Source organism: Pseudomonas sp. YY-1 (assembly GCF_002843095.1).
Lineage (GTDB): Bacteria > Pseudomonadota > Gammaproteobacteria > Pseudomonadales > Pseudomonadaceae > Aquipseudomonas > Aquipseudomonas sediminis_A.
The window spans coordinates 131,421-157,225 of record NZ_PJLX01000003.1 but is presented as its reverse complement, the minus strand read 5'-3'; the positions used below and the strand labels follow the sequence as shown (position 1 = coordinate 157,225).

Genomic DNA, 25,805 nt, shown 5'->3' with positions numbered 1-25,805 from the left:
CACATCCGCTCCGCGCTCGGTGCCCCTCATACCGCCATTGCCTGGAAGTCGCGCAGGTCGCCTTTGACTGGCAGTTGCAGGCGTTTGCTGGGGGCGTTGAAGAAGTCCAGCAGTACGCGTTGGCTCTGCAGCCAGGCGGCCTTGTGTTCCATGTCGAGGAAGTGGCCGGCATCGTCGATCACGGCGAACTGGGCGTGGTCGATGTGCTGGGCGAACAAGCAGGCGTCTTCCACCGAGGTGTATTCGTCACGGTCGCCGTTGACGAATAGTAGCGGGATGTCGATGGCCTGCAGGCATTCCTTGCCGCAGTTCGCTTCCATGCTCAGCACCTGCTTGATGTGCGCGTACATCTGCCGGTACTCGTGTTCATCCAGGGTGCTGATGTGTTTGTGGTTGAAGCGCTTGAACAGCGACGGCAGGTGCTTGCCGATGGTGCTGTTGACCAGCAGGGCGACGTTGTCGCGATCCACCGCGTTCAGGAAGCGCAGGCCCTTGTGCAGGTAGTCGAGCATCGGCACGTTGAGGATCGGCGAGAAGGAGCAGATCGCGGCCTTCTCCAGCGTCGCCGGGCGTTGGGCCAGGGCGAGCATGGAGGCGACACCGCCCCAGGAGAAGGACATCAGGTAGTTGGCACCGTAGAGGTCGATCAGATGCAGCAGGATCGCCGCCTCGTCTTCCTTGCTGATGGGCGTGAAGTCGCTGTTGTAGGGCTTCGACTGGCCGGCATAGGGCAGGTCGAAGGCTACGACGTTGAACTGCGGCTGCAGGTATTTGATCGTTTGCGCGAACGAGGCGGTGGTCGCCAGAGAGCCGTTGACCAGGATGATGGTCTTGCTTGCTGCCGGATTGCTGTAGAACTCCGTGTGTACCTTGTGCTTCCTGTTGATCTCGACGACTGCGGTTTCTGGCCTCATGTCGTTTCCTCCTGGCGCAAGTGAGCAAGGCGAGCGGGCGACCGTTCGCGCTGGAATGAGCAGTTAGAAAAGCGCCTGAGCGTGACAGCATGATGTCAGGCTGGAGATTTTTATAAGTATAGGAATTTCAATCAGTTAGGATCGAAACAGGCGAGCGCTCCAGGCTTTTTCAGGGCCTTGGAGAGGGCGGTGTAACCAGGCAGGAATCCAGTCGGCGCAGAGCGCCATCAACCGAAAAAACACTCCACTGTCTTTCTGTGACCGGCTGGTCACCTGAAGACTTATGGTTCGATTCAAGCAGTTACCTTGCAGCCACGCAAGGGTGAGTCACATCTTTGTGGCCGATTGGCGATGCCGTTGGTCGGGTAGTCAGATTCAGGCGCAGGGCGACGATCAAACGCTGGCGATTTCCGCATCCGTCAGTGCGCGGTATTGGCCGGGGGCGAGCTGCGGGTCGAGGACAATTTCGCCCATGCTTTCGCGGTGCAGGGCGACGACACGATTGCGGAAGTGACCGAACATGCGCTTGACCTGATGGTAACGGCCTTCGAACAGGGTCAGCCGTGCTTGGTGGCTGCTCAGTACGTCGAGCTGGGCGGGTAGGGTAGTGAGGTCTTCGAAGGCGAAGTACAAACCTTGGGCAAAGACCTCGGCGTATTCGGCGGTGATCGGCTGTTCGGTGGTGACGTGGTAGACCTTGGGCTTGCGCTGCTGCGGCTGGGTGATGCGCCGCGACCAGCGCCCGTCGTTGGTGATCAGCAGCAGGCCGCTGGTGTTCAGGTCGAGGCGCCCGGCCAGGTGCAGGTCGTGTTTGTCCGGCTCGTCCAGCAGATCGAGGACGGTGCGGTGTTCGTCGTGCTCGGTGGCGCTGACCACGCCGACCGGTTTGTGCAGCATCCAGTAGCGCGCGCTGCGCCCGGCTTGCAGCAGTTCGTCATCCAGCTCGACGCGCTGGAAGTCACGCACCTCATGGCGCGGGTCGTGAACCACGGCGCCATCCACACGCAGGCGGCCGGCGCTGATCAGCAGGCGGCTGTCCTGGCGGCTGAAGCGGGGGAAGTTGCTGAGGAAGCGATCCAGGCGCATGGCTCAATCGCGCTCGCGGGGCTCAGTGGTCTTCAGCGCACCAGCACAGGCCGGGCACAAGCAGGCCTGGTCGCGTTGCTCGGGTGTCAGGCGCTGCAGCGCGGCAGGGTCGATCTGCGCATCGAAGCACCAGCAGGGTTCGTCACGCCCGGCTGCGACGCTGCACTGGTTGTTCTTGCCGCATAGCGGGCAGTGTTGCGTGTCCATCAGCTGTCGACGCAAACGCGGTCGCGCCCGGCCTGCTTGGCGCGGTACAGCGCGCGGTCGGTGCGGCCGAGCAGGGTATGCAGGCTCTCGCCAGCGTGCCATTGGCTGAGGCCGAGGCTGACGGTGACCTGCAGGCTCTGGCCTTCGACGTCATAGCGCTGTTCGGCGCATTGCTGGCGCAGTTTTTCGGCCAGGTCGTAGGCGGCCTGGCGGTCGGTGTTCTTCAGCAGCAGGATGAATTCCTCACCACCCCAGCGGCAGAGAATGTCGGCCTGGCGCAGCGTGCCGCGCAGTTGCTGGGCGAAGTCGTGCAGCACCTGGTCGCCGGCGAGGTGGCCGTGCTGGTCGTTGATCAGCTTGAAGTTGTCGAGGTCCAGCAGTACGGCGCACAGCGGGCTGCTGTCGCGCTGCGCTTCCTGCAGGGCCTGTTCGGCGAGGATGTCGAAGCCGCGGCGGTTGGGTAGGTCGGTGAGGCTGTCGGTGGTGGCCAGGGCGGCGATGCGCTGCTGATAGCGACGAATCGCCAGGCTCACCAGGGTCAGCACGATGGCGGTGACCAGCAGGCACAGCAGCAGGTTGATGTAGAGCCCCTGGCGGATGCCGGCCAGGGCCTTGTCCTGCTTGTCGACGAAAAGGTACCACTCCAGCTCGGGGATGTAGCGCACGTTGAGGAAGTGCTCGCGGCCCTGTTCCTGGTATTCGAACTGGCCGCTTTGTGGTGTGGGCAGTTTTGCCATCAGGCCATCGAGGCCGGGCACGTCGGCCAGCGAATCGCCGACCTGGGCACCCATCGGCCCGCCCTGGGCGCCGGTCAGGGTGATGCGCCCGGTGGTGTCGACGAAGTAGACGCTGCGTTCGTAGCGCGCCTGGTATTCGTCGATCAGCTTGACCACGGCATCGACCGCCAGGCCGACGCCGGTGGCGCCGATGAAGCTGCCGTCGTAGTCGAGCACCTTGTAGTTGATGAAGATAGTCAGTCGGTCGGCGTTGGCCAGGTCGACGTCGACGTTGATCTCGTAGGGTTCCTTGAGGCCGCGTACGCGGTAGTACCAGACATCGCGCGGCTCTTCCGGCTTGACCTGCTTGAGCACGCCCCTGGCCTGGTAGTAGGTGCTGGTCTTGTCGGAGACGAAGAAGCTGGTGAAGGCGCCGTAGTGCTCCTGCACTTCACGCAGGTAGCGGGTCATCTGGCCGTTGTCCTGTTCGCCGGCCAGCACCCAGTCACGCAGGAAGGTGTCGCGGGCCATCATCGAGGAGATGAGGATGGGGCGCACCAGGTCCTTCTGGATTTCCGAATAGACCGTGTCGGAGGTCAGCGGCAGTTCGGTGTTGATGATGCTGTTACGGATCGAGTCGCGCGAGGCGTAATAGCTCAGCAGCGAGGTGGTGAGAAAGCCGCTGCCAAGCAGGAACAGCAGCAGTAACACCAACGAGGTTTGCGTGTGCCGTTTGGGGCGCAGGGACATGGGTGAATCCGGGAGCGGGTTGATGGCGTGATGCTAGCTTGCCGGGAGGGGATAGCGCCAGTTGTGATCACAATTGGCGCAGTTATGTGGCCCGGATTTCATCCGGGCCACGGACTGTAGGAGCGGATTTATCCGCGATTGGTTTTTCGGGTATTGCGGGGGAGCATAAGGCCGTCGCGGCTGAAGCCCCTCCCACAGGTAGTCGGCGTTGGTGTGGATCGCGGCTGAAGCCGCTCTTACGTGATCGCTGTTTAAGCGGAGTGCCGCCAAGCCGCTCCCACAAGGCTGGTCAGGCCCTGTAGGAGGCGCTCCAGCGGCGAGCGTTTCAGGCCTCTTCCAGCACCACCACACGCTGCCCGGCGCGCACGGGCGAGCCCGGCTGTACGCGTACTTCGCGCACGGTGCCGGCCATTGGGGCGGTGAGCGGGATCTCCATCTTCATCGACTCGAGGATCACCAGCACGTCGCCGGCCTGCACCTGCGCGCCGGCTTCCACCTGCACCTGCCAGAGGTTGCCGGCGATATGGCTTTCGATGCCGTGTTGGCCGGCTGCCAGCGGTGCGTCATCGCCGAGTTCGGCGGCCGCTTCCTCGACTTCGAAGTGCGCCTGGCCGCTGTCGATCCAGCGCTGGCGTTCGGCATCGAAGGCAGCGCGCTGCTGCTGGCGGAAGGCGTCGATGCCGTCTGCCTCGGCATCGAGAAACTGCTGGTAGTCGGCCAGGGCCAGTTCGCTCTGTTCGATGCGCAGCGGGTAGCGACCGAGCGGGAAGTCGCGGCGGATACGCAGCAGTTCGTCTGCCGATACCGGGTAGAAGCGAATCTGGTCGAAGAAACGCAGCAGCCAGGGCTTGCCGTCGAAGGCTTCGACCGCGCGGTAGCGGTTCCACATCTGCAGGGTGCGGCCAACGAACTGGTAGCCGCCGGGGCCTTCCATGCCATACACGCACATATAGGCGCCGCCGATGCCGACGGAGTTTTCCGCCGTCCAGGTACGTGCCGGGTTGTACTTGGTGGTGACCAGGCGATGGCGCGGGTCGAGCGGCGTGGCCACCGGCGCACCGAGGTAGACGTCGCCCAGGCCCATGACCAGGTAGCTGGCGTCGAACACGGTGCGGTAGACCTCGTCCAGATTCGGCAGGTCGTTGATGCGGCGGATGAACTCCAGGTTGCTCGGGCACCAGGGGGCGTCCTTGCGCACGGTGGTCATGTACTTGTCGATAGCCAGCTGGCAGGCCGGGTCGTCCCAGGACAACGGCAGGTGGACGATGCGTGACGGCACTTTCAAGTCGCGTGCGGCGCAGACGGCGTCCCACTCGCCGGCGACGATATCGAGCAGCGTCTGCAGTGCCAGGGTTTCCGGCTGGTAGTGCACTTGCAGCGAGCGGATGCCGGGGGTGAGGTCGATCACGCCGTCGAGCTGCTTGGCCTCCAGCGCCTGCATCAATGCATGGCCACGGAAGCGCAGCACCAGGTCGAGTTCCGGCTGGCCGATTTCCAGCAGCAGGTGGGTGTCGCCGGACAGGCGTGCGACCAGGCGGGTGTCGTCTTGGCCGAGGTCGAGGACGATGGGGGAAGCCAACACCGAACGGCTCCCTCTCCCATTTATGGGAGAGGGTTGGGGAGAGGGGCTTTGGGCGTTTTCAAGAACCCTCTCCCCCGGCCCCTCTCCCGCAAGCGGGAGAGGGGAGACAAGCGTGAGTTCTGCGTATTCACGTGCATTGCTTTGCGCCAACTCCCGCGCCGTGGCGATATCCACCGGCACGAAACGCACCTTGTCGCCGGCCTTGAGCTGGCCGAGCTGCCACAGGTCGGCCTCGATGATGGTCACCAGGCAGACGAAGCCGCCCAGGCTGGGGCCGTCCGGGCCGAGGATCACCGGCATGTCGCCGGTGAAGTCCACCGCGCCGATGGCGTAGGGGTTGTCGTGGATATTGGACGGGTGCAGGCCGGCTTCGCCGCCGCTGTCACGCACCCATTCCGGTTTCGGGCCGATCAGGCGTACGCCGGTGCGGCTGGAGTTGAAGTGCACTTCCCAGTCGGTGGCGAGGAAGCTGTCGACATAGCCGGGCGTGAAATATTCCGGCGCGCCGTGCGGGCCGTAGATCACCCGTAGTTCGCGTACGGCCGGCAGGGCGGGGCAGAGTTCGGCAGGTAGTTGCGCGCCGCTGCTGGTATCGGCGAGCGGCAGCAGGTGCAGCACGTCGCCGGCGCGCAGGGCGCGGCCGCCGTGGCCGCCGAACTGGCCGAGGGTGAAGGTGCTCTTGCTGCCCAGGTAGTCCGGCACCTGAATGCCGCCGCGAATGCTCAGGTAGCTACGTGCGCCGGACCCGGCAATGGTGCCGAGGGCCAGGGTGCTGCCGGCCTGGATCAGCAGGGCGGTGTTCATCGGCTGTTCCACGCCATCGATGCTCAGGGGAATCTCGGCACCAGTGACGGCTATCACCGCATCGGTGTTGAAGCGCAGCAGCGGGCCGCTCATGGTGATTTCCAGCGCAGCGGCGCCTTCGTCGTTGCCGAGCAGACGATTGCCCAGGCGCAGGGCGCGGCTGTCCATCGGCCCGGACGGCGGCACGCCCACGGCCCAGTAACCAATGCGGCCAGGGAAATCCTGCACGGTGGTCTGGGTGCCGGCGCTCAGCACCTCGAGGGTCGTGGCCTGGTAGGCCAGGTTCTCCAGGCAGCGCGTCCAGGGTGAGCCGCTGGCGAAAGGCGCGTCTTTGATGATCTGGCGCAGGTAATCGCGGTTGCATTCCACGCCATAGAGCACCGAGTCTGCCAGTGCTTTATCGAGGGCGGAGCTGGCTTGTTCGCGGGTTGGCGCCCAGGTGATCAGCTTGGCGATCATCGGGTCGAAGTAGGGCGGAATCTCGCAGCCGGCTTCGACCCAGGTGTCGATGCGCAGGGCCTTGCCGTCGGCTTCGGGAAACTGCACGGCAGTCAGCAGGCCGGGGCTGGGCTGGAAGTCGCGGCCCGGATCTTCGGCGTACAGCCGCGCCTGGATGGCGTGGCCGGATGGCTTGAGGGCTTTGCCCAGTTCGCCCAGCGGCGGCAGATCGCCGGCCGCCAACTCGATCATCCAGCGCACCAGGTCGACGCCCCATACCTGTTCGGTAACGCCGTGCTCGACCTGCAGGCGGGTGTTCACTTCCAGAAAGTAGAAACGCTCGGCCTCGCTGTCGTAGACGAACTCGACGGTGCCGGTGCTGCGGTAATTCACCGCCTTGGCCAGCTTGATCGCCGCCGCGCAGAGTTCGTCGGCCATGCCAGCGGGCAGGTTCGGCGCCGGGGTTTCTTCCAGCACCTTCTGGTTGCGCCGCTGCACCGAGCAGTCGCGCACGCCGAGGGCGAGCACCTCGCCCTGGCCGTCGCCGAACACCTGCACTTCCAGATGGCGGGCTCGCTGGATGTATTTCTCGATAAATACGCCGCTGTCGCTGAAGTTGTTCTGGCCCAGGCGTTTGACTGCCTCGAAGGCGTCAGAGAGCTCTTCTGCCGAGCGGCATACGCGCATGCCAATACCGCCGCCGCCGGCGGTGCTTTTCAGCATGACCGGGTAGCCGACCTGCTCAACGGCCACCAGCGCGGCGTCGAGGTTTTCCAACAGCTCTGTGCCTTCGAGCATGGGCACACCGTGCTGCTTGGCCAGGGCGCGGGCGGTGTGCTTGAGGCCGAACACGCGCAGTTGCTCCGGCGTCGGGCCGACGAAGGCGATGCCGGCGGCTTCGCAGGCTTCGGCGAACGCGGCGTTCTCGGAGAGAAAACCGTAGCCGGGGTGGATGGCTCGGGCGCCAGTCTGTTTGGCGACGGCAAGGATCTTGTCGACCACCAGGTAGGTCTGCGCGGCCGGGCCGTCGCCGAGGGAGAAAGCTTCAGCGGCCTGCTGGATATGCAGGCTGGCGGCGTCGGCTTCGGAGTATACGGCGACGCCGCCGACGTTCAGCTCACGCAGGGTGCGCAGGATGCGGCAGGCGATGGCGCCACGGTTGGCGATCAGGAGTTTGTCGAACATCAGGGTGACCCTCGAAGGTCATGGCGGGCCGTCCCGCCGTCATTTGTCATGCGCCACGGTCGTCCGTGGCAGAAAAGTCGGGTGGCTTGTCTCCCTCTCCCATTCATGGGAGAGGGCTGGGGAGAGGGGCGGTTGATGACATTACCCTCTCCCCCGGCCCCTCTCCCGCAAGCGGGAGAGGGGAGTGCATCAATTAATCCCACACCAGCACTTCGGCGGGGGTTGGGTTCCAGCCGTTGCAGGGGTTGTTCAGTTGCGGGCAGTTGGAGATCAGCACGATCACATCGGTCTCGGCTTTCAGCTCCACGTACTTGCCGGGCGCGGAGATGCCGTCCTCGAAGGTCAGGCCGCCCTCCGGCGTTACGGGAACGTTCATGAAGAAGTTGATGTTGGCGCCGATGTCGCGCTTGCTCAGGCGGCCGTCGTGCAGGCTGGCGCGCAGGAAGTTGTCGCGGCAGCTGTGCATGTAGCGCTTGTCGAGGGCGTAGCGCACGGTGTTGCTCTCCTGCGCGCAGGCGCCGCCGAGGGTGTCGTGGCGGCCGCAGGTGTCGGCGACGATGGTCAGCAGCGGCTTGCCCAGGTTGGAGTAGAGCACCGTGCCGGTGGTCAGGTAGACGTTGTTCTGCTTGCGCAGGGTGCGCTGTGGGTCGAAGCGCTCGCGCGGGTTTTTCGCGGCGAAGAACAGGGTGTCGATCGCCTGGTTGCCTTCCAGGTCGTGCAGGCGCAGGGTCTGCCCGGCCTTGACCTCGAACAGGTAGGGTTCGCCCGCCGGGATGGTGTGGCGGAACACGGCGGTTTCTGAGTGCAGGTTGCTGGATGTCAGGTCGCTGGCAGTAAGGCTCATCGGACTGTCCTCGATAGCGTTTACTGGGCTCCCGCCTTCGCGGGAGTGACGAGGTCGGCGTCATCCCCGCGCAGGCGGGGACCCATTCAAATGTATTGGCGTTCGGTGTTGTGGAAGCCGCGGCCGTTTTCCGGGCGCGAGGTGCGGCAGAGCACGGTGATGCCGTCGCTGTCGACCTTGTTCCAGGTCAGTTGCACCGGCTTGGGTGCGTACTGCGGGTTCGGGTCCATCGGGTGTTGCAGGGCGGTGAGCACCACCAGGGTGTCCATCGGCGCGTACAGCTCGATGTAGTCGCCGGCCTTGCTGTTATCCGGCTGGAAGTGGAAGGCGCCGTTTGCGTCGACATCCACGCGGCTGAACAGGTTGAGGTTCATCAGCAGGTCGAGCAGGTTGAGATCCCACTTGCCCATCTCCACCAGCAGGTTGTCCATGCCATTGCGGAAGAAACCGTTGCGCAGTTCTTGGTAGCGGCCCTGGCCGTATTTCTCCAGCACTTCGTCGGCGTTCAGTACGCCGCCGAAGCTGTCGTGCCAACCGCAGGTGTCAGCGGTGATGGCCGCCAGCACCTTGCCCATGTCCGAGTACAGGCAGTGGCCGGCGGTGAGCTTGGCGGTGTGCTGGCACTTGAGGGTGTCGGGCAGGTTCAGGCGCTCGCTTTTCTCGGCGGCGTTGAACAGCAGCAGGCTGACGTTGGCGCCACCCTCGATATCGGTGATGCGCAGCAGTTGGCCGCGCTTGAGGATGAATGAGGTGTGGCCGCCGCCGGGGACGGTTTCCTCATAGAGAGTGGGGCGCAGGGTGAGGGCAGTAGTCATGGGTACCTCGAGATCAAAGCCTGGTCGTCAGGCGCCGGCAGGGGCGCCTGATCATCGTTGCGATGGGATGGGGAGTGGCGGTCAGAGCTTGCCGTCGACGGCCATTTGTACGTAGCTCGGGTCGAAACGCAGCTTGATGTTGGCACTGTCGCCGGTGGTCACGTCGCCGGCGAAGGTCATGCCGATGGCGTCTGCGCTACGGGCGCCTTCACCGAGGATGCCGTGTTCGAAGCTGAAGTTGGCGACCTTGGTCATGGTCTCCGGGAGGGCCGGGCTGGTGACGAAGTCCAGGGTTTCCTTCGGCGTGTAGAACAGCTTGGTGGTCGCCAGTTGCGACTGATAGCCGGCCAGGTCGGTGCCGGAGGCCTTGGCCATTTCGGTCAGGGCGTCGGTCGCTTCCGGGGTGCCGGCCTGCATCAGTTCGAGAATTTCGAACCAGGCGCCGACCAGGGCTTTGCCGAAGTCCGGGTTGTCCTTCAGGGTCTGTGTGTTGACCACCATCATGTCGAGGATTTCACCGGGGATCTTCGACGAGTCGAACACCTCAGTGCTGCCTGGCTGGGCCTTGATCTCGGCGAGCATCGGGTTCCAGGTCGCAGCGGCCTGCACGCTGGGGGTGGTGTAGGCGGCGATGATGTCGGCGTCGGAGGTGTTCACCACCGTCACGTCGCGCTCGCTCATGCCTGCGGTTTCCAGGGCACGGGCGAGGAAGTAGTGGGAGACCGAGAGTTCCACCAGGTTGACGCGCATGCCCTTGAGATCGGCCAGGGTCTTGCCCTCGCCCTTGATCAGCAGGCCGTCGTTGCCGTTGGAGTAGTCACCGACGATCAGCGCGGTGCTGTCCACACCGCCGGCGGCAGGGATGGTCAGGGCGTCCATATTGGTCATGGTGCAGCCGTCGAACTGGCCGACGCTGTACTGGTTGATGGACTCGACATAGTCATTGAGCTGCACGACATCGATGTTGATGCCGTATTTCTTCGCCCATTTGTCGATGATGCCGGAGGTGCTGGCGTGGCCCCAGGGCATCCAGCCGGCGTAAAGCGTCCAGCAGACGCTGAAGTTGTCTTTCTTCTCGGCGTGAGCGCTGAAGCTGAGTACCGCGGCCAGACCGGCAGCGGCGAAGGAGAACAGACGGTACTTGCGCATTTGGAACCTCCAGTCTTGTTGAGTACGGGCAGGAGTCGCGGCACGTTTCGAATCGTTCGAAAGGCGCGTTCTCCCGGGCTTTTATCCCGCCGTGTAACCTCACTGGAGGTCGATGACTCTCGGACCAGCACTTGCCAGGCAAGTCGGAACCCTAGTCATCCATTTCGCAAATTGTGGTGCCGCGATTCCGGGAAACCCCGGTTAGAACCTGCACACCCGAGCTATAGCGAATAGCGTGCCAGCTCGCCGAGGCCCGTGGTTGGGCGTTGCGGCGGCACGTGCTGGCGCTTGCGCGCTGCCTGATGGTGCTTGCGAGGGATTGGTTGCACTGCTCTGGGGCGAGTTCGCGCGCGGGATAACGGCTTGGCGGCGTCAGGGCGGTGGCATGGAAATCGCTATCGACCCTGTTGCAGAGGCGACCTCGCTGCCGCCCTCGGGACGACCCGACCCGCTGCTCGTCTGGACGACCAGGTAACTCACTTGTTCAAGGGAGATTGCCATGGCGCATACCCACTTCACGTCCATTCCTCTGATCGACGTTGCCGGGCTGTATGCCGACGACCTTGCCCAGCGTCAGCGCGTTGCCGACGATCTGGGCCGCGCCGCTCGCGAGGTCGGCTTTCTGCAGATCACCGGGCACGGCATTTCGCGCGAGCTGCGCGACGGGCTGATCCAGCAGGCGCGCGGTTTCTTCGCTCGCCCGCTGGAGCAGAAGATGCGTTTCTATATCGGCCAGTCAAGCAACCACAGCGGCTACGTGCCGGAAGGCGAGGAGCAGTTCGCCGGCGGCAGCAAGGACCTCAAGGAAGCCTACGACGTCAATTACGACTACACAGCGGCGCCACAGATCTATCCGCTGCTGGGGCCGACCCAGTGGCCGGACTCGGCGGATTTCAAGCGTGAGGTCGGCGCCTACTATCGGGCGGCGCTGGCACTGGGCGACACGCTGTTTCGTGGCTTCGCCCTGGCGCTGGGGCTGGCCGAGGACACCTTCGCCGGTATCACCCGGCAGCCCACCAGCCAGTTGCGCATGATCCATTACCCGCTCGATCCCGATCCGGTGGCCGACCGTCCCGGTATCGGCGCACACACCGACTACGAGTGTTTCACCATTCTGTTGCCTACCGCCGAAGGCTTGCAGGTGCTCAACGGCGGCGGGCAGTGGATCGACGTGCCGCTGGTAGAGGACGCCTTCGTGATCAATATCGGCGACATGCTCGAGGTGCTCAGCAACGGCAACTTCGTCGCCACCTCGCACCGCGTACGCAAGGTCAGCGAGGAGCGTTTCGCCTTCCCGCTGTTCTGCGCCTGTGACTACCCGACGCGCATTGCGCCGATTGCCGGCTTGCCGGCGCGCGGTGAGCGTGTGTACGAGCCTGTGAATTGTGGCGATCATCTGTTCGCCCAGACCGCGCAGACCTTCCGCTATCTGCGCGAGCGGCTTGAGGATGGTTCGCTGCAACTGCCCGATGGTGCCGCGGGTTTGTCCAGCTTTGGTCAGGGCCGCCAGGAGGTGACGGTATGAACCTGCTGGAACTGGCTGCACGTTACCCACAGCGCGCCGAAGGCGGCGTGCCGGACTGGATGCTCGGGCACTTTCGCCGCCGCACCATCAGCTTTGCCGATGGCCGCAGTGACGAGCGTACTCAGGTGCACTGGCTGCAAAGTCGCACCTTCACCATCGACCTGCGCTTGCAAGACGCGCCCGCGCTACCGGTACGGGCCTGGCAGGACTACGACGCCGCCGAACTGCGCCAGCTTGCCAACCATGAAGGCTGGGTGGCCGATAGCGTTTGGGAGAATGGCTACCTGAGCTGGCACGGTGGCGTGTCCCTGCAACTGCACAACCGCTGGCCGGAGCCGGCGCAGTTACAGCGCATCGGCAATTGCATGATCGAGTTCGGCACCACGGGCGCCTATGTCGAGGACTGGCGTTTGCAGGCCAGCAGCGGGCCATTGATCGGTCTGCGTTTGCTGGAGGAGTGCGACGCCGAAAGCGGTGAGGTGCTGCAGCGCGGTGGTGGTCTGATTCTCTGTGGCGAGCAGCTTGGTTGGGTGCATGGCCGGGGAGCAGAGCCTGGCGAGTCAGCGTTGCAACTGCGTGAGCACGCCGAACGTGCGCAAGGTGATGGTGAGGCTTTGGCGGCGTTGTTCGACTGCGAGACTTCGCTGGCCTACGCCGATCAGCAGGGGCGTTACCAGGTGGCGTTGTCGACCATGCCGGCACGGGTGGGGCAGATGGTTTCGCTGGAGAGCTTCGAGCTACCGGGAGCAGGGCGCGTCTGTCAGCACCTGCAACGCCCGGACGGCCGTGCGGTGGTACGCACCTTCATCATCGATACGCTGGAGCCGGATTGGCGCGCGGAACTCGCCACGCCGACTACCGGCGAGGCGCAGCGCTGGTTTGCCGCGGAGAGCGAAACGCTGTCGCGGTATCTCGAGGTGTTGAGCTAGCCGGTCGGTCGCTACCTGATTTACCGCTGAAAAGCTCGCCGCTGAAGCGCCTCCCACAGGGATTCGGAACCACTCGATTTGTGGGAGGGGCTTCAGCCGCGACGCTTTGGTTGGATCGAAACGACGGCTCCGTAGCTCGGCTGCAATCCGGGAAAACGGCCCCGATGATCCCCGGATTTCAGCCAAGCTACAGCTGCGCCTCTGTGACCGGAGGCGCAGTCGGTGCGCATGGCGCACCCTACGGGGCACCACGCCACTTGCGCTGCGTAGGGTGCGCCGTGCGCACCGAAATTGCCGCTTAATCAGCGGGTGGCAATACGCTCGGCCAGTTCGCTGGGCAACTGCACCTGCGCCCGGCGTGCCGCGTTTAGCGGGATGTCGTAGGTGATGCGTGCGCCGTAGGCGTTGGGCGCCTGCGGGTCGTGGCGCACCTTGTCGAATACCAACAGGCGGGTGCCGAGGCTGAAGCCTTCGGACAGGTCGTGGGTGACCATGAATACGGTCAGCCGGGTCTCCTGCCACAGCTCCAGCAGCAGCGCGTGCATGTCCTTGCGGATGCCGGGGTCGAGTGCGCCGAACGGCTCGTCGAGCAGCAGCATGCGCGGTTGCATCACCAGCGCCTGGGCGATGGCCAGGCGTTGCTGCATGCCGCCCGAAAGCGCGCTGGGATACTTGTTCAGGGCATGGCCGAGGCCGACCTTGGTGAGGATTTCCGCGGCGCGCTCGCGGGCTTCGCGCTTGGCCGCGCCGAACAACCGGCCCAGCAGCTTCGATTTCGGCAGCTCCAGGCCCAGAGCGACGTTGTCCAGCACGCTCAGGTGGGGGAATACCGAGTAGCGCTGGAACACCACGCCACGGCTCGGATCGGGCTCGTTGGGCAGCGCCTGGCCGCCCAGCAGCAGTTCGCCACGGCTCGGGCGTTCCTGGCCGAGCAGCATGCGCAGAAAGGTGGATTTGCCACAGCCGGAGGCGCCGACCAGGGTGCAGAACTCACCCTCGTCGACCTTGATGTTGAGGCGTTCGAGCACCACCAGGTCGCCGTATTCCTGCCACAGGTTGCGCGCTTCGATAAAGGCGGTTTTCGCTGTGCTTGCAGGGGCCGTACGGGAGTCGCTCATGGCAGGTTCACTTAGCGGGACGATATGTTGACTGAACAGGGTCATGCCTTGCCTCCTTCATGCCAGGGGAAGCACAGGCGCAGCACCTGGCGCAGGCCCAGATCCATCAGCCAGGCCAGCAGGGTGATCCATACGACGTAGGGCAGGATCACGTCCATGGCCATGTAGCGACGCACCAGGAAAATGCGGTAACCGAGGCCGTCGGTTGAGGCGATGGCCTCGGCGGCGATCAGAAACAGCCAGGCCGAACCGAGCATCAGGCGCAGCGAGATCAGCAGGCGTGGCATCAGTTGCGGCAGTACCAGGCGCAGGATCAGCGTCCAGGAGTTGGCGCCCAGGGTCTGCGCCTTGATCAGCAGCTCGCCGGGAATCTCGCGGGCACGCTGTTCGATGTCACGAGCGATGCAGGGGGTGATGCCGATGACGATCAGCATCACCTTGGACAGCTCGCCCAGGCCGAAGACGATGAATAGGATCGGCAGGATGGCCAGTGGCGGAATCATCGACAGCACGGTGAGCAGCGGCGACAGCGGTGCGCCGAACAGCGGCACGCTACCGGCGGCAATGCCCAGCACCAGCCCCAGCAGAGCGGCGATGCCGAGGCCGAGACCAAGGCGCTGCAGGCTGGAAGCCGTGTCCTGCCAGAACAGGTATTGGCCGCTGCGTTTGTCTTCGGTGAAGGCCAGGCGGTCGATGGCATCGACCATCTGGCTGGCGCTGGGCAGCAGCTTGTCGTTGGGGTTCTCGGCCAGGCGACTGGTCGAGGCGCTGAAGTAGACGAACAGCAACAGGGCGAAGGGCAGCAGGATCAGCAACAGGCGGCCGCTGCGATCCGGGTGGCGGTTGATCAGGCGCATGGATAGTCCTCGTCGGGCCTGGAACGAAATGCGTGCGCGGCTAGTGGGCGCAAGGGTGCGCTGGTTTCGGACCTTTGCGAGTGACGGCTGGCTGCCGCTGATGCGAGTGGGGGGTACCCATGATGAACCTCCAGTTTGACAGGGGCGGACAGGAGTTCGCGGCGGTTCCCCACGGATGGGGCGCGTTCTCCCGGGCTTTTGTCCCGCCGTGTAACCTCGCTGGAGGTCGCTAGCTCTCGGACCAGTCGCTCGCCTGTGGCGAACCGGAACCCTAGCCGGCTATTGGCAAATTGTGGTGCCGCGATCCCGGCGAACCGGGTTGTTCCTGCACGACCTGTTCTTAGCGAACATCGTGCCATCCCCGCGAGCCGCAGCAGACGGCGGCCTGAATCCATGTATCGAACATCCAGTGCGCCGTGGTGGTGCGCGCAGGTTGTCGCGTGCTGCCTGCTGGGGCGTCGGGCCGCTCTCAGAGCTTTCCGTCAGCGGCCAGCTGCATGTAGTCGTGGTTGAAACGCAGCAGGATGCGCTGGGCGTTGCCCAGCGGCTTCTCGCCACTGAATTCGATACCCAGGTTGATCAGGCCCATGCCGCTTTTGCCCAGCAGGCCGTGAGCATCGGCAAAGCCTGCGACCCGTTGCATGAGGTCTGGCAGCTTGCCGGTACGTGCGAAGTTCAGCGCGGTGCGCGGTGAGTAGAACGAGCGCAGGGTGCCCAGCTGGGCGTCGAAGTCTTCCGGCGTGGTTTCGGCGGCGGCTGCCATTCTGGCCCTGGCCTCACGACCGGCCGGGGTGGGCAGGCCTAGCAGACGCTGAGTCTCGAACCAGGCGCCGGTCAGCGCTCGACCGAATTCCGGATGCTGGGCAAGGGTCTGGGTGCTGACCACGGTGAGATCGAGGATTTCTCCGGGAATCAGGTTGGAGCTGAATACCTGGCTGACCTCGGTCTTGTGCCGAATCTCGGAGAGGATCGGATTCCAGGTGATGACTGCGTCGCCCTTGCCGGCGAGAAAGGCATCAGCGATTTCAGTGTCGGAGACGTTGATGATGGTCACGTCGCTTTCATCGAGCAGGGCCCACTCCAGTGCGCGGGTGAGCAGGTAATGCGAAACCGAGTTTTCCACCAGCAGCACGCTCTTGCCCTTGAGGTCCTGAATACGCTTGCCACTGCCGCGCAGCAGCAGGGCGTCGGCGCCGTTGGAGAAGTCGCCGATGATCAGTGCGGTGCTGTCCTTGCCGGCAGCAGCCGGAATGGTCAGGGCATCCATGTTGGTCATGCTGCAGGCGTCGAACTGGCCGGCGGTGTAGCGCTCGATGGAGGCGACATAATCCGGCACTTCCTGCACTTGAATGTCGATGCCGTACTTGTCCGCCCACTTTTTCACGATGCCCTGTTCGGCGGCGTAGCCCCAGGGCATCCAGCCGGCGAAGATCGACCAGCACAATTTGAAGGTTTTTGGCGCGGCCTGGGTGGTCGGGGCGCCGAGCAGGCAGGCGCAGAACACAATGGTGAGCAGGGAGCGAATGGACATGGACACCTCGGGTTAGGGACGAAAGCGGGAAAGCCGGCAGCCTTGCTGCGCGTTCTCCCGGGCTTTTGTCCCGCCGTGTAACCCCGCGGCTTCCCGCCGCTGCATGAGGTCGCCCACTCTCGGACCAGCCACTCGCCGTTTGACGAGCCGGAACCCTAGTCGGCCATTGCGATTCGCTACCACTGACGATCCTGTGCATGGATCGGCTTTCCGCGGTGCGAGCAAGCGAATGCCATGCCAGCTGCTAGGCAATTGTTCTGCGCTCTTGTGGTTTTGCGCCGTCGATCACAGCCGACGAAGGGAATCGCACCTGTTGCGGGCGGCGCTGTCTGATGCCTCAGGGATAACCATCCCGGAGGCCGACATCGGTCGGCGTCGTCCCAGCGGTCACAGGAGGCCGCCATGCCCTACAAGATGCTGTTTTCCGCGTTGCTCTTGCTGCTTTCCGGTTGCGCCGTTTATGGCGATGGCTACGACCGTGGTTACCACCACGGCCACGGCTACCGGTACGACGATGGCTACCGGCGCGATTACAACCCGCCGCCACGCTACTACTACGAAGAGCGTCGGCATAATTACTACCCGGCTCCTCCGCGCTACGTGCCGGCGCCGCCGCCGCGTCATCAATACGGCCACGATCGCCGGTATCGCGACGGCTACAAGCACCAGCAGCCGCGACATGACTATCGCCGTGACCAGCGTCGTCAGGAACACCGCGGCGGGCAGATTCAGCGCGGCTGGGAGGCAGGCCGCAACACGCAGCATCGTTTCTCCAACGGGCGCAGCAACAACGAACAACGTCGTAGCGGCGAGCGCCGCTGGTAAGCCCTTCCTCAATCCGCCGCGTGCCCTGCACGCGGCGTTTCCTCATCTACCCGACGAATCGCTTCGACCATGGCCTGCGCTGCTGGCGACAGGCTGTGGCCGGCACGGCTGACCAGGCCATAGGCCGAATGCTGGTGAAGGCCGTGGGGCAACAGCGGCAGCAGGGTGAGCTGGCCGCTGTCGACTTCGTCTGCGATCACGTCCCAAGGCGCCATGCTCAGCACATCGCTGTCGGCCACCAGGCGCTTGAGCACCAGGAAGTTGTCGCATTGCACGCTCAACGGCTGCGCTCGCCCGCTGGCCAGGCCCAGGCTGCGTTCGACCACCTGTGGCAGCTGTGTGCCGGCGAGCGGGAAGTCGAGCAGGTCGCGCAGTTGCAGGTTTTGCCGCTGTAGTAGCGGATGAGCCGGGCGGCAGAACAGTACGCCCTGATGCACGCGCAGCGGCTCGATGCGCAATTGAGCGTCGTCCTGCAGCTCGCGGATATCGGCGACGAACAATTCGATGGTCGAGTCCAGCAGGCTGTCGCGCAGTTCCAGCCAGTTGGCGATGTCCAGTTTCACCTGCACCCGCGGGTAGCGTTGCAGCAACTGCCCCAGCGCCTGCGGAATCAGCCGCGCGGCCGGATAGGGGCCGGCGCCGAGACGCAATTCGCCGGCCTCCAGGTTACCCAGCTGATTGACCGCGTTGCTCAGCGCCAGGCTGCCGGCCAGCAGGCGACGCGCATGTTCCAGTACCAGCTGGCCATGGGCGGTGAGGCTGACGCCACGGCTGTGGCGATCCACCAGGGTGCAGCCGAGTTGGCTCTCCAGCGCCTGGATACTGCGGCTCAGCGCCGGCTGGCTGAGGTGTATGGCCGCGGCGGCGCGGGCGAAATGTGCGTGCTCGGCGAGGGCGACGAAGTGGCGGAGCTGGCGTAGATCGTTCATGCGCTTCCTGCATTAACTGGTCTATTCAAATGCATTGGAATTATCGGACGGCCTTTGCCAACCTGCCAGCATTCCAACAACAAGACAGTCAATGCCATGAGTTCCTTCTCACGCTTCAGCGGCCTGCTGCTGGCCGCCACCCTGCCATTGAGCGCCGTTGCCGAACTGCCGGCCGAGCGTATCGAACCCAGCATCAACGCCGAACTGGCGGCTCACACCAAGGTTTTTGCCCAGCAGGTCTATCGCGTCGCCGACAACGTCTATTCGGCGGTCGGCTGGCAACTGGGCAACGTGGTGATGATCGAGGCGCCGCAGGGGCTGATCATCGTCGACACCGGCGAGTCGGTGAGCGAGTCGCGCAAGATCATGGCCGAGTTCCGCAAGCTCAGCGACAAGCCGGTCAAGGCCGTGGTCTACACCCACTTTCACCCGGATCACATCAACGGTGTGCAGGCCTTCGTCAGTCGCGAGCAGGTGGTACGCGGCGACGTGCAGATCTACGCCCACGAGACCCTGTTGCAGAATGTGGTGGCGCAGGGCGCGCTGGTCGGGCCGATTCTGGGTGTGCGCTCGGCGTACAGTTTTGGCTCGTTCCTGCCAGCCAGTGACCAGGAGGGCATGAACGGTGGCATCGGTCCGTTGGCCAAGCCCGAGCCGTCGTCCTTCATCGCGCCGACCGTGACTTTCGGCGAGCGCCTGGACACCAATATAGCCGGCCTCGACGTGCAGTTTTTACATGTGCCCAGCGAGGCGCCGGACGAGATCACCCTGTACCTGCCGGCCAACCGCGTGCTGATCAGCGCCGAGGTCGATCAGGGCCCGACGCTGCCGAACATCCACACACTGCGCGGCACCAAGTTCCGCGACCCGGTGCAGTGGGTCGAGAGCCTGGACAAGCTGCGTGCCTACCAGGCCGAGTACATGGTGCCGCTGCATGGGCGCCCGGTCAGCGGCCAGGACAAGGTCGAGGAAGTGCTGCGCATGACCCGCGATGGCATCGCCTATATCCACGACCAGACCGTGCGCTGGATGAACAAGGGCCTGACGCCCGACGAGTTGGTGGAGAAGGTCAAACTGCCGCCGCACCTGGCCGGTTACACACCTTATCTGCGCGAGTACTACGGCACGGTGAAACACAGCGTGCGACAGATCTACAACGGTTACCTGGGCTGGTTTCAGGGCGATCCGGTGGCCCTCGACCCGACCCCGCCCAAGCAGCAGGCCGAGCGCCTGATCGCCCTGGCAGGCGGTCGTGAAAAACTGTTGCTGGAAGCCGGCAATGCCTACCTCAAGGGCGACTACCAGTGGGCGGCGGAGCTGGCCGGCTACGCCATCCGAGTCGACCACGAAGACATGCTGGCGCGTGAGATCAAGGCACGCAGCTTTCGTAAGCTGGGCTACGCCAGCATGAACATCAACTGGCGCAACTGGTACCTGATGAGCGCCATGGAGCTGGAGGGCAAGCTCGACGGCGACGTTATTCGCCAGCGCTCGGTGGAGATGCGCAAGGTTTTCCTATCGCCCGACATGGTGCGCAGCTTCACCCCGCAGAGCTTCCTGCAGAACTGGGTGACCCGTATCGATCCGCAGAAGGCCGGCGATGTCGAGCTGACCCTGGGCTTCAGCTTTCCCGACGTAAACGAGCAATGGGCGCTGGAGGTTCGGCGTGGTGTCGCGCAGTTGCACAAGGGTATTCCTGAAGGCACCGCTCTACGCTTGAGCATGGACAAGCGCTTCATGGAGACCCTGCTGACCGGCGAAGGTGGCCTGGTCAAAGGCGCACTGCTCGGCGATGTGAAGGTCGACGGTAACCTGCTGGAGATTCGTCGCTTCCTCAATTGCTTCGACTTCAGTGACGAGGCGTTTGGGCTGACGCTGCGTTAACGGTGCGAGAGGCGTCAGACAGGGTGCGCAAAGCGCACCCTACGAGCTTGGCGCCGGTTCGACTGTGTGTATGCGTGCTGGCTGTATACGCTATTCCACGAACAGCTGCTGCACTACCGAGAAGTCCTGCTTGCCCTTGCCCTGCTTGAGCAGCAGGCGGTAGAGCTGCAGTGCCAGAGCACCCATGGGGGCGCTGTTGCCGTTGTGGCTGGCGGTTTCCTGGGCCAGGCCGAGGTCCTTGGCCATCAGTTCGGCCATGAAGCCGCCGCTGTAGCCCTTCGATGCTGGCGCGTTTTCCATCACCCCAGGCCAGGGGTTGTACTTCTCCAGCGTCCAGTTGCCGCCCGAGCTCTGCCGCATGATCTCGGCCAGTACCGCCGGCTCCAGGCCGTTGGCCACGCCCATGGCCATGGCTTCTGCGGTGGCGATCATCTGTACTGCGAGTACCTGGTTGTTGCACACCTTGGCCACCTGGCCGGCGCCGTCGGGGCCGGCGTGGAAGATGTTCTTGCCCATGGCGGCGAGCATCGGTCTGGCCTTTTCCAGCGTTTGGGCTTCACCACCCACCATGAAGGTCAGGGTGCCGGCTGCTGCGCCGCCAGTGCCGCCGGAGACCGGCGCATCGAGCAAAGCGATACCGCGCTCGCGGGCGGCAGCGTGCACCTTGCGCGCGGACTCCGGGGCGATGGTCGAACACTCGATCACCAGCGTGCCGGCGGGTAGCCGCGCAAGCAGGCCGTCATCACCCAGGTACAGGCCTTCCACATGACGACTGGCCGGCAGCATGCTGATCACCACCTTTGCCTGATCGATGGCGTCGGTAGCGCTATCGGCCGCCACGGCACCTTCGCCAGCCAGGGTGTCGACGGCGCTGCGCTGCAGGTCGAAGACTTTCAGCGGGTAACCCGCCTTGAGCAGGTTGCGGGCCATGGGCAGGCCCATGTGGCCGAGGCCGATAAAGGCGATCTGGGTCATGACGGCTCTCCTTCCTGTTGGCGCACGGTTCGCGCCGATTGTCATTGTTCGAGGATTGCTGTTCAGCTCTCCCGGAGTGCATCCGGGCTACATGTAGGGTGCGCCGTGCGCACCGATCCGTACGCTAAAGATCTGCCAGCGGATGTTCGCCGTCCCAGGCCGGTGCGAAGTGCGCTTCGACCACTGCGTCTGGGATCGCGGCCACATCCGGCCAATGCCATTTCGGCGTCTGGTCCTTGTCGATCAGGCGGGCGCGTACGCCCTCGGGAAATTCCGGGTGGCGGCAGCAGTTAAGGCTCATGGCGTATTCCATGCGAAATACGTCGGCCAGCGACAAATGGCGGGCGCGGCGGATCTGCTCCCAGACCAGGTGTGCGGTCAGCGGGCAGCCATGGGCCAGAGTCTTGGCGGCGCGGGCGAGCAGGGCGTCGTCATCCGTTTGCAGTACGCTGAGCGCGTGCACGGCAGCCGGCAGGTCGGCAACGTCGAGCAACTCATCGATACGTTCGCGACGTGGCAGCCACTGGGCAGCCGGTAGTTCACCCTGGGCTTCGTTCTCCAGCGCACGCAGCAGGCTGTGCAGTTGCAGGTCGGCTTGTTCGCGCCAGTTCAGTTGTACCAGGCCTTCGAGCAGAGCCTCTTGCTGGTCATCGCGCAGAAAACGGTCGGCCAGATTCAGGTCCAGCGCATCGCGGGCATTGATGCTGGCGGCAGTGAGGCCGAGGAACAGGCCCAGGCGACCCGGCAGGCGGGCGAGGAACCAGCTGCCGCCGACATCCGGGTACAGGCCGATATTGATTTCCGGCATGCCCAATCGGCTGCTTGGCGTGACGATACGGATACCGGCGCCCTGCATCAGGCCCATGCCGCCTCCCAGCACATGGCCGTGGGCCCAGCAGATGAAGGGTTTGGGGTAGGTGTGGATGCGATGATCGAGACGGTATTCGTCGGCGAAGAAACGTCGCGCCAGGGCCGGTACTTCGCCTGGCTGTTCACGACACTGATTGACCAGTTGCACCACGTCGCCGCCGGCGCAGAAGGCCTTGGCGCCGTTACCGCGCAGCATGACGCAGGCGATGTTCGGATCCTCGGCCCAGGCCTTGAGGCGCTCGTCGAGTGCTTCGATCATCGGCAGGGAGAGGGCGTTGAGGCTCTTCTCGGCGTCGAGGCTGGCGATGCCGATGCGGTAGCCATGGAGGCTGGGGCGTTCTTCGAATTGCAGGTTCATGCGTGTTTCCCGCGTAGGGTGGATGGCGCTTTATCCATCCACCGCGTGTGTTGTGGTGGACGTTGAAGGCGACGTCCACCCTACGAGCTGATTCGCGAGCAGAGCTCGCTCCTACGGTTTATTTGTTGCGCCACTGCGGATCGCGTTTTTCCAGAAAGGCGTTGACCCCTTCACGGGTGTCGTCGGCATCGAACAGGTCGACGAAGCGCTCGCGTTCCTCCGGCAGCCAGGTGTTGGAGCCACGCTCGCGTGCACCCTGGATCAGCGGTTTGATGGTGCGTACTGCCACCGGGCTTTGCCGCGCTACCTTGGATGCCAGCAGCAGGGCAGTGCCGCGTGCCTCGCCGGTGTCCACCACCTGCTCGACCAGGCCGATGCGCAGGGCGGTCTCGGCGTCGATGCGCTCGCCGCAAAGGATCATGCGTTTGGCCCAGCCTTCGCCGACCAGCCACGGCAGCGCCTGGGTGCCACCGGCGCAGGGCAGCAGGCCGACCGCCGCTTCCGGCAGGGCCATCTGCGCCTGGCGTTCGGCGATGCGGATATCGCAGGCCAGCGCGCACTCCAGGCCGCCGCCCATGGCGTAGCCGTTGATCGCGGCAATGGACACGCCGCGAAAATCGCGCAGGGTTTCGAAGGCTTCGCCAAAGCGTCGCGCCATCTCACGAGCGCGGGCTTTGTCGCCATCGGCGAACATGTTCAGGTCGGCGCCAGCGGAGAAGAATTTCGGCCCCTGGCCGGTCACCACCAGTGCATACACCTCGTCGTCACGGTTGAGGTGTTCGACCACCTGCTTGAGACCGATCAGCGAGTCGCGGTCCCAGGTGTTGGCCGGTGGATGGTTGATGGTGATCAGCGCAGTGTGGCCGTGCTTTTCCACGGTGAGCTTGTGGGTCAGGTCGAAGATGCCGGATTTATAGGTTTCGATGGCGGTGCTCATAACGGTCCTCGTCAATCTTCTCCCCTCAGCCATTGATGGGCGAGGGCGGGGAGAGGGGGAAACGGTTACAGCAGGCGATCGAGCATGCCGCCTTGCAGGAGCAGGCGGCGGGCGACGATCACCCGCATGATTTCGTTGGTGCCTTCCAGTATCTGGTGCACGCGGGCGTCGCGTACCCAGCGTTCCAGCGGATAGTCATTCAGATAGCCATAGCCGCCGTGCAGTTGCAGCGCTTCGTTGCACAGGTCGAAGCACTGGTCGGTGGCGAAGCGCTTGGCCATGGCACAGTACAGGCTGGCTTCGCCGTGGCCATGGTCGAGTTTGTGTGCGGCCAGGCGCACCATCTGCCGGCTGGCGGTCAGGGCGGTGAGCATGTCGGCCAGCTTGAACTGCAAGGCCTGGAACTGGCTGAGCGGCTTGCCGAACTGCTTGCGTTCTTCCACGTAGCGCAGGCTCTGCTCCAGCGCTGCCTGGGCCGCACCGAGCGAGCAACTGGCGATATTGATGCGCCCGCCATCGAGGCCCTTCATGGCGTAGACGAAGCCTTCACCTTCCGGGCCGATGCGGTGGCTGGCGGGAATGCGCACGCCTTCGAAGCTGATGGTGCGTGTCGGCTGCGCTTTCCAGCCCATCTTGTCTTCGTTGCGTCCGTAGCGCACGCCGGGCGCGTCGGCAGGTATCAGGAAGCAGGAAACGCCCTTGGCGCCATCCTCGCCGGTACGCGCCATGACGATCAGTACCTGTGTGCTTCCCGCACCGGAAATGAAGCACTTGCTGCCGTCGATCACATAGTCGTTGCCGTCACGCCTCGCGCGGGTTCTCAGGTTGGCAGCGTCGGAGCCAGCGTCCGGTTCGGTGAGGCAGTAGGAGGCCAGCGACTGGCCGTTGATCAGCCCCGGCAACCAGGCATCCTTCAGCGCCTGGTCGGCGAAGCTGGCGAGCATCCAGGTGGCCATGTTGTGGATGGTCAGGTAGGCGGTGGTGGCTACGCAGCCGGCCGCCAGTTGTTCGAAAATCAGTGAGCTGGAGAGCCTGGACAGGCCCAGGCCGCCATCTTCTTCGCGCAGATACAGTGCCAGGTAGCCCTGTTCGGCTGCGCGGCGAATCACTTCGACAGGGAAGTGCTGCTCGCGATCCCATTCGGCAGCGTGGGGCGTCAGCTCCCGCGCAGCGAAGGCGCGGGCGCTGTCCGTCAGAAGGCGTTGTTCATCACTGAGTTCGAAGTCCATGGCATCTCATTGCAAGGTCAGGGGTTGGCCACCGGCGCGGCGCTCGGCCTGCCACTCGGCGAGGCTGGGCAGCGCACTGCTGGCATCGAGGCGGTCGACGATTTCGAAGTAGTCCTGCTTGAGTGGGTCCTTGAGGACCTCGTCGCGCGGCTTGACCTTCACGGCGTAGACCGTCTGCAGGTTCTGGTGGTCGAAGGCACGCCATTGCTGTTCGTCTTTGAGCAAGGTGTAGCGGTGGCCTTCCAGTGCCTTGATCAGCGTTTCGCTGTCGAGGCTCTTGGCTCGTGTGGCGGCTTCGGCCCACTGCTGGACGATGCTGTAGGCCGAGGCGGCCGAGCTGGAAGGGTACATCTCGTAGCGGCTCTTGAAGGCCTGGACGAAGGCTTCGCCGCGCGCCGATTTTTCCAGCGCCGGCACTCGCCATGTCCAGGGTTCGGTACCGACCACGCCCTGCATCAGATCGGGGCCGGCCTGTTCGACCATGCTCTGGGTCAGGTTGGGCGCGACGATCTGCATGCGTTCGGTCAGGCCCAGATCCTTGGCGATACGCATGGCGCGCACCAGATCCTCGCCGAACAGTACCAGGGCGAGAACGTCGGCATTGCTGGAGGCCGCCTGGGTCAGGGCATCGGTATAGTCGGCCAGACGCGCGCCAGGGAAGGGGACACGCACGCTGGCGTGCTGGCCGACATTGTCGGTAGCGGTCGCCTGGCGTAGCGACGCCTCGCTGGTATGGCCCCAGGTGTAATCGGCAGTGACGTAGAAGTAGCGCTTGTTCGGCAGGGTCTTGCTCAGGTATTGGCCGAGTACCTTGGCGCTCATCCAGGCGTTGTTGCACTCGCGAAACATGTAGCGATGGCCATCCTTGCCAGTGGTGTCGTTGGAGTAGGTAAGGGTGCCGAAGTACAGCAGGCCGTGCTGCTTGGCGCGCTTGCCTGCGGCGATGGCGACCGCGCTGGAAGAGCCACCGAAGAGCATCGCTGCACCTTCGGCGGCCAGCTTGTCGACGTTCTTCTCGGCCTTGGCCGGCCGCGAGGCGGTGTCCTTGCTGGACAGGCGCAAAGGTCGGCCCAGTACACCGCCTGCAGCGTTGATTTCATCGATGGCCAGCAGGGCTCCACGCATCTGCGCCAATCCCTCTTCCTTATATGGTCCGGTGCGCGGGTAATTGAGGCCGAGGGTGATCGGCTCGGCAGCCTGCGCACAGGCGGTAAGTGCGGCCCACAGGGCCAGCGTGGCGGACAGTTGGCGCATTGCAGTTCTCCTTGTTTTTGTTCTGCAGAGAACCGTTTTACGCCGCTCGTCCAGTTCGAGTGATCGTCTATTAGTCTAAGAAACGCTCACCCAG

At 64.3% G+C, this 25,805-nt stretch carries 21 protein-coding genes and 3 riboswitches; of the genes, 4 read left to right on the top strand and 17 right to left on the bottom strand.

Annotation, left to right across the window (positions count from 1 at the left end):
- Positions 1–26 precede the first annotated feature (26 nt).
- The 8 genes from CXP40_RS05850 to CXP40_RS05815 form a co-directional block, all read right to left on the bottom strand.
- Positions 27–914 carry an alpha/beta fold hydrolase gene (locus CXP40_RS05850; protein ID WP_106733024.1) on the bottom strand — a complete coding sequence of 296 codons (888 nt, stop codon included), beginning with the start codon at positions 912–914 and terminating at the stop codon, positions 27–29.
- A 393-nt stretch (positions 915–1,307) separates the two neighbouring features.
- Complete coding sequence (locus CXP40_RS05845; protein ID WP_106733023.1) at positions 1,308–2,000, bottom strand: pseudouridine synthase; 693 nt, start codon at positions 1,998–2,000, stop codon at positions 1,308–1,310.
- Between the two features lie 3 nt (positions 2,001–2,003).
- Entirely contained in the window at positions 2,004–2,207 is a 204-nt protein-coding gene (locus tag CXP40_RS05840; protein ID WP_106733022.1) for a cysteine-rich CWC family protein, read from the bottom strand.
- Positions 2,207–3,673, bottom strand: a complete 1,467-nt coding sequence (locus CXP40_RS05835) for a sensor domain-containing diguanylate cyclase (RefSeq protein ID WP_106733021.1) — start codon at positions 3,671–3,673, stop codon at positions 2,207–2,209. Before CXP40_RS05835 ends, CXP40_RS05840 begins: the two co-directional genes overlap by 1 nt.
- Positions 3,674–3,998: 325 nt before the next feature.
- On the bottom strand, positions 3,999–7,682 hold the full coding sequence (uca, locus tag CXP40_RS05830; protein WP_106733020.1) for an urea carboxylase: 3,684 nt from the start codon (positions 7,680–7,682) through the stop codon (positions 3,999–4,001).
- Positions 7,683–7,875: 193 nt separating this feature from the next.
- Entirely contained in the window at positions 7,876–8,526 is a 651-nt protein-coding gene (locus CXP40_RS05825) for an urea amidolyase associated protein UAAP2 (RefSeq protein WP_106733019.1), read from the bottom strand.
- An 86-nt stretch (positions 8,527–8,612) separates the two neighbouring features.
- Positions 8,613–9,341, bottom strand: a complete 729-nt coding sequence (locus CXP40_RS05820; protein ID WP_106733018.1) for an urea amidolyase associated protein UAAP1 — start codon at positions 9,339–9,341, stop codon at positions 8,613–8,615.
- 81 nt (positions 9,342–9,422) lie between these two features.
- Positions 9,423–10,490, bottom strand: a complete 1,068-nt coding sequence (locus CXP40_RS05815) for a putative urea ABC transporter substrate-binding protein (protein WP_099522127.1) — start codon at positions 10,488–10,490, stop codon at positions 9,423–9,425.
- Between the two features lie 68 nt (positions 10,491–10,558).
- Positions 10,559–10,656: riboswitch (guanidine-I (ykkC/yxkD leader) on the bottom strand.
- 333 nt (positions 10,657–10,989) lie between these two features.
- Here CXP40_RS05815 and CXP40_RS05810 point away from each other — a divergent pair.
- The gene (locus CXP40_RS05810) at positions 10,990–12,015 is read left to right on the top strand and encodes an isopenicillin N synthase family oxygenase (protein WP_106733017.1); all 1,026 of its coding nucleotides are present in this window, start codon (positions 10,990–10,992) and stop codon (positions 12,013–12,015) included.
- Positions 12,012–12,944, top strand: a complete 933-nt coding sequence (locus tag CXP40_RS05805; RefSeq protein WP_106733016.1) for a hypothetical protein — start codon at positions 12,012–12,014, stop codon at positions 12,942–12,944. The genes CXP40_RS05810 and CXP40_RS05805 overlap by 4 nt, the downstream gene beginning before the upstream one ends.
- Before the next feature lie 302 nt (positions 12,945–13,246).
- On the opposite strand, the gene CXP40_RS05800 is transcribed toward CXP40_RS05805, so the two are convergent.
- The 3 genes from CXP40_RS05800 to CXP40_RS05790 form a co-directional block, all read right to left on the bottom strand.
- Positions 13,247–14,062 carry an ABC transporter ATP-binding protein gene (locus tag CXP40_RS05800; RefSeq protein WP_106733160.1) on the bottom strand — a complete coding sequence of 272 codons (816 nt, stop codon included), beginning with the start codon at positions 14,060–14,062 and terminating at the stop codon, positions 13,247–13,249.
- Positions 14,063–14,103: 41 nt separating this feature from the next.
- On the bottom strand, positions 14,104–14,919 hold the full coding sequence (locus CXP40_RS05795; protein ID WP_013714536.1) for an ABC transporter permease: 816 nt from the start codon (positions 14,917–14,919) through the stop codon (positions 14,104–14,106).
- A gap of 185 nt (positions 14,920–15,104) precedes the next feature.
- Positions 15,105–15,205, bottom strand: a riboswitch (guanidine-I (ykkC/yxkD leader).
- Positions 15,206–15,388: 183 nt separating this feature from the next.
- Positions 15,389–16,450, bottom strand: coding sequence for a putative urea ABC transporter substrate-binding protein (locus tag CXP40_RS05790; RefSeq protein ID WP_106733015.1), 1,062 nt, complete (start codon positions 16,448–16,450; stop codon positions 15,389–15,391).
- Positions 16,451–16,502: 52 nt separating this feature from the next.
- Positions 16,503–16,620, bottom strand: a riboswitch (guanidine-I (ykkC/yxkD leader).
- Positions 16,621–16,852: 232 nt separating this feature from the next.
- Between CXP40_RS05790 and CXP40_RS05785 the strand changes: the two genes are divergently transcribed.
- Positions 16,853–17,275 (top strand): hypothetical protein, encoded by a 423-nt coding sequence (locus CXP40_RS05785; RefSeq protein ID WP_106733014.1) that lies wholly within the window; start codon positions 16,853–16,855, stop codon positions 17,273–17,275.
- An 8-nt stretch (positions 17,276–17,283) separates the two neighbouring features.
- On the opposite strand, the gene CXP40_RS05780 is transcribed toward CXP40_RS05785, so the two are convergent.
- Entirely contained in the window at positions 17,284–18,204 is a 921-nt protein-coding gene (locus tag CXP40_RS05780; RefSeq protein WP_106733013.1) for a LysR family transcriptional regulator, read from the bottom strand.
- Positions 18,205–18,300: 96 nt separating this feature from the next.
- Between CXP40_RS05780 and CXP40_RS05775 the strand changes: the two genes are divergently transcribed.
- Positions 18,301–20,088 (top strand): alkyl/aryl-sulfatase, encoded by a 1,788-nt coding sequence (locus tag CXP40_RS05775; protein ID WP_106733012.1) that lies wholly within the window; start codon positions 18,301–18,303, stop codon positions 20,086–20,088.
- 90 nt (positions 20,089–20,178) lie between these two features.
- On the opposite strand, the gene mmsB is transcribed toward CXP40_RS05775, so the two are convergent.
- From mmsB to CXP40_RS05750, 5 genes are all read right to left on the bottom strand, one after another.
- Entirely contained in the window at positions 20,179–21,063 is an 885-nt protein-coding gene (gene mmsB, locus CXP40_RS05770; protein WP_106733011.1) for a 3-hydroxyisobutyrate dehydrogenase, read from the bottom strand.
- Between the two features lie 124 nt (positions 21,064–21,187).
- Positions 21,188–22,291 carry an enoyl-CoA hydratase/isomerase family protein gene (locus CXP40_RS05765; protein ID WP_106733010.1) on the bottom strand — a complete coding sequence of 368 codons (1,104 nt, stop codon included), beginning with the start codon at positions 22,289–22,291 and terminating at the stop codon, positions 21,188–21,190.
- A gap of 118 nt (positions 22,292–22,409) precedes the next feature.
- Positions 22,410–23,228 carry an enoyl-CoA hydratase gene (locus tag CXP40_RS05760; RefSeq protein ID WP_106733009.1) on the bottom strand — a complete coding sequence of 273 codons (819 nt, stop codon included), beginning with the start codon at positions 23,226–23,228 and terminating at the stop codon, positions 22,410–22,412.
- 65 nt (positions 23,229–23,293) lie between these two features.
- Positions 23,294–24,457 carry an acyl-CoA dehydrogenase family protein gene (locus CXP40_RS05755; protein WP_106733008.1) on the bottom strand — a complete coding sequence of 388 codons (1,164 nt, stop codon included), beginning with the start codon at positions 24,455–24,457 and terminating at the stop codon, positions 23,294–23,296.
- Between the two features lie 6 nt (positions 24,458–24,463).
- On the bottom strand, positions 24,464–25,711 hold the full coding sequence (locus CXP40_RS05750; protein ID WP_106733007.1) for an ABC transporter substrate-binding protein: 1,248 nt from the start codon (positions 25,709–25,711) through the stop codon (positions 24,464–24,466).
- Positions 25,712–25,805: the final 94 nt, after the last annotated feature.

Coding starts and splice junctions, on each gene's coding strand:
- CXP40_RS05850 (WP_106733024.1), bottom strand. CDS start 914: ATGAGGCCAGAAACCGCAGTCGTCGAGATCAACAGGAAGCACAAGGTA.
- CXP40_RS05845 (WP_106733023.1), bottom strand. CDS start 2,000: ATGCGCCTGGATCGCTTCCTCAGCAACTTCCCCCGCTTCAGCCGCCAG.
- CXP40_RS05840 (WP_106733022.1), bottom strand. CDS start 2,207: ATGGACACGCAACACTGCCCGCTATGCGGCAAGAACAACCAGTGCAGC.
- CXP40_RS05835 (WP_106733021.1), bottom strand. CDS start 3,673: ATGTCCCTGCGCCCCAAACGGCACACGCAAACCTCGTTGGTGTTACTG.
- uca (WP_106733020.1), bottom strand. CDS start 7,682: ATGTTCGACAAACTCCTGATCGCCAACCGTGGCGCCATCGCCTGCCGC.
- CXP40_RS05825 (WP_106733019.1), bottom strand. CDS start 8,526: ATGAGCCTTACTGCCAGCGACCTGACATCCAGCAACCTGCACTCAGAA.
- CXP40_RS05820 (WP_106733018.1), bottom strand. CDS start 9,341: ATGACTACTGCCCTCACCCTGCGCCCCACTCTCTATGAGGAAACCGTC.
- CXP40_RS05815 (WP_099522127.1), bottom strand. CDS start 10,490: ATGCGCAAGTACCGTCTGTTCTCCTTCGCCGCTGCCGGTCTGGCCGCG.
- CXP40_RS05810 (WP_106733017.1), top strand. CDS start 10,990: ATGGCGCATACCCACTTCACGTCCATTCCTCTGATCGACGTTGCCGGG.
- CXP40_RS05805 (WP_106733016.1), top strand. CDS start 12,012: ATGAACCTGCTGGAACTGGCTGCACGTTACCCACAGCGCGCCGAAGGC.
- CXP40_RS05800 (WP_106733160.1), bottom strand. CDS start 14,062: ATGAGCGACTCCCGTACGGCCCCTGCAAGCACAGCGAAAACCGCCTTT.
- CXP40_RS05795 (WP_013714536.1), bottom strand. CDS start 14,919: ATGCGCCTGATCAACCGCCACCCGGATCGCAGCGGCCGCCTGTTGCTG.
- CXP40_RS05790 (WP_106733015.1), bottom strand. CDS start 16,450: ATGTCCATTCGCTCCCTGCTCACCATTGTGTTCTGCGCCTGCCTGCTC.
- CXP40_RS05785 (WP_106733014.1), top strand. CDS start 16,853: ATGCCCTACAAGATGCTGTTTTCCGCGTTGCTCTTGCTGCTTTCCGGT.
- CXP40_RS05780 (WP_106733013.1), bottom strand. CDS start 18,204: ATGAACGATCTACGCCAGCTCCGCCACTTCGTCGCCCTCGCCGAGCAC.
- CXP40_RS05775 (WP_106733012.1), top strand. CDS start 18,301: ATGAGTTCCTTCTCACGCTTCAGCGGCCTGCTGCTGGCCGCCACCCTG.
- mmsB (WP_106733011.1), bottom strand. CDS start 21,063: ATGACCCAGATCGCCTTTATCGGCCTCGGCCACATGGGCCTGCCCATG.
- CXP40_RS05765 (WP_106733010.1), bottom strand. CDS start 22,291: ATGAACCTGCAATTCGAAGAACGCCCCAGCCTCCATGGCTACCGCATC.
- CXP40_RS05760 (WP_106733009.1), bottom strand. CDS start 23,228: ATGAGCACCGCCATCGAAACCTATAAATCCGGCATCTTCGACCTGACC.
- CXP40_RS05755 (WP_106733008.1), bottom strand. CDS start 24,457: ATGGACTTCGAACTCAGTGATGAACAACGCCTTCTGACGGACAGCGCC.
- CXP40_RS05750 (WP_106733007.1), bottom strand. CDS start 25,711: ATGCGCCAACTGTCCGCCACGCTGGCCCTGTGGGCCGCACTTACCGCC.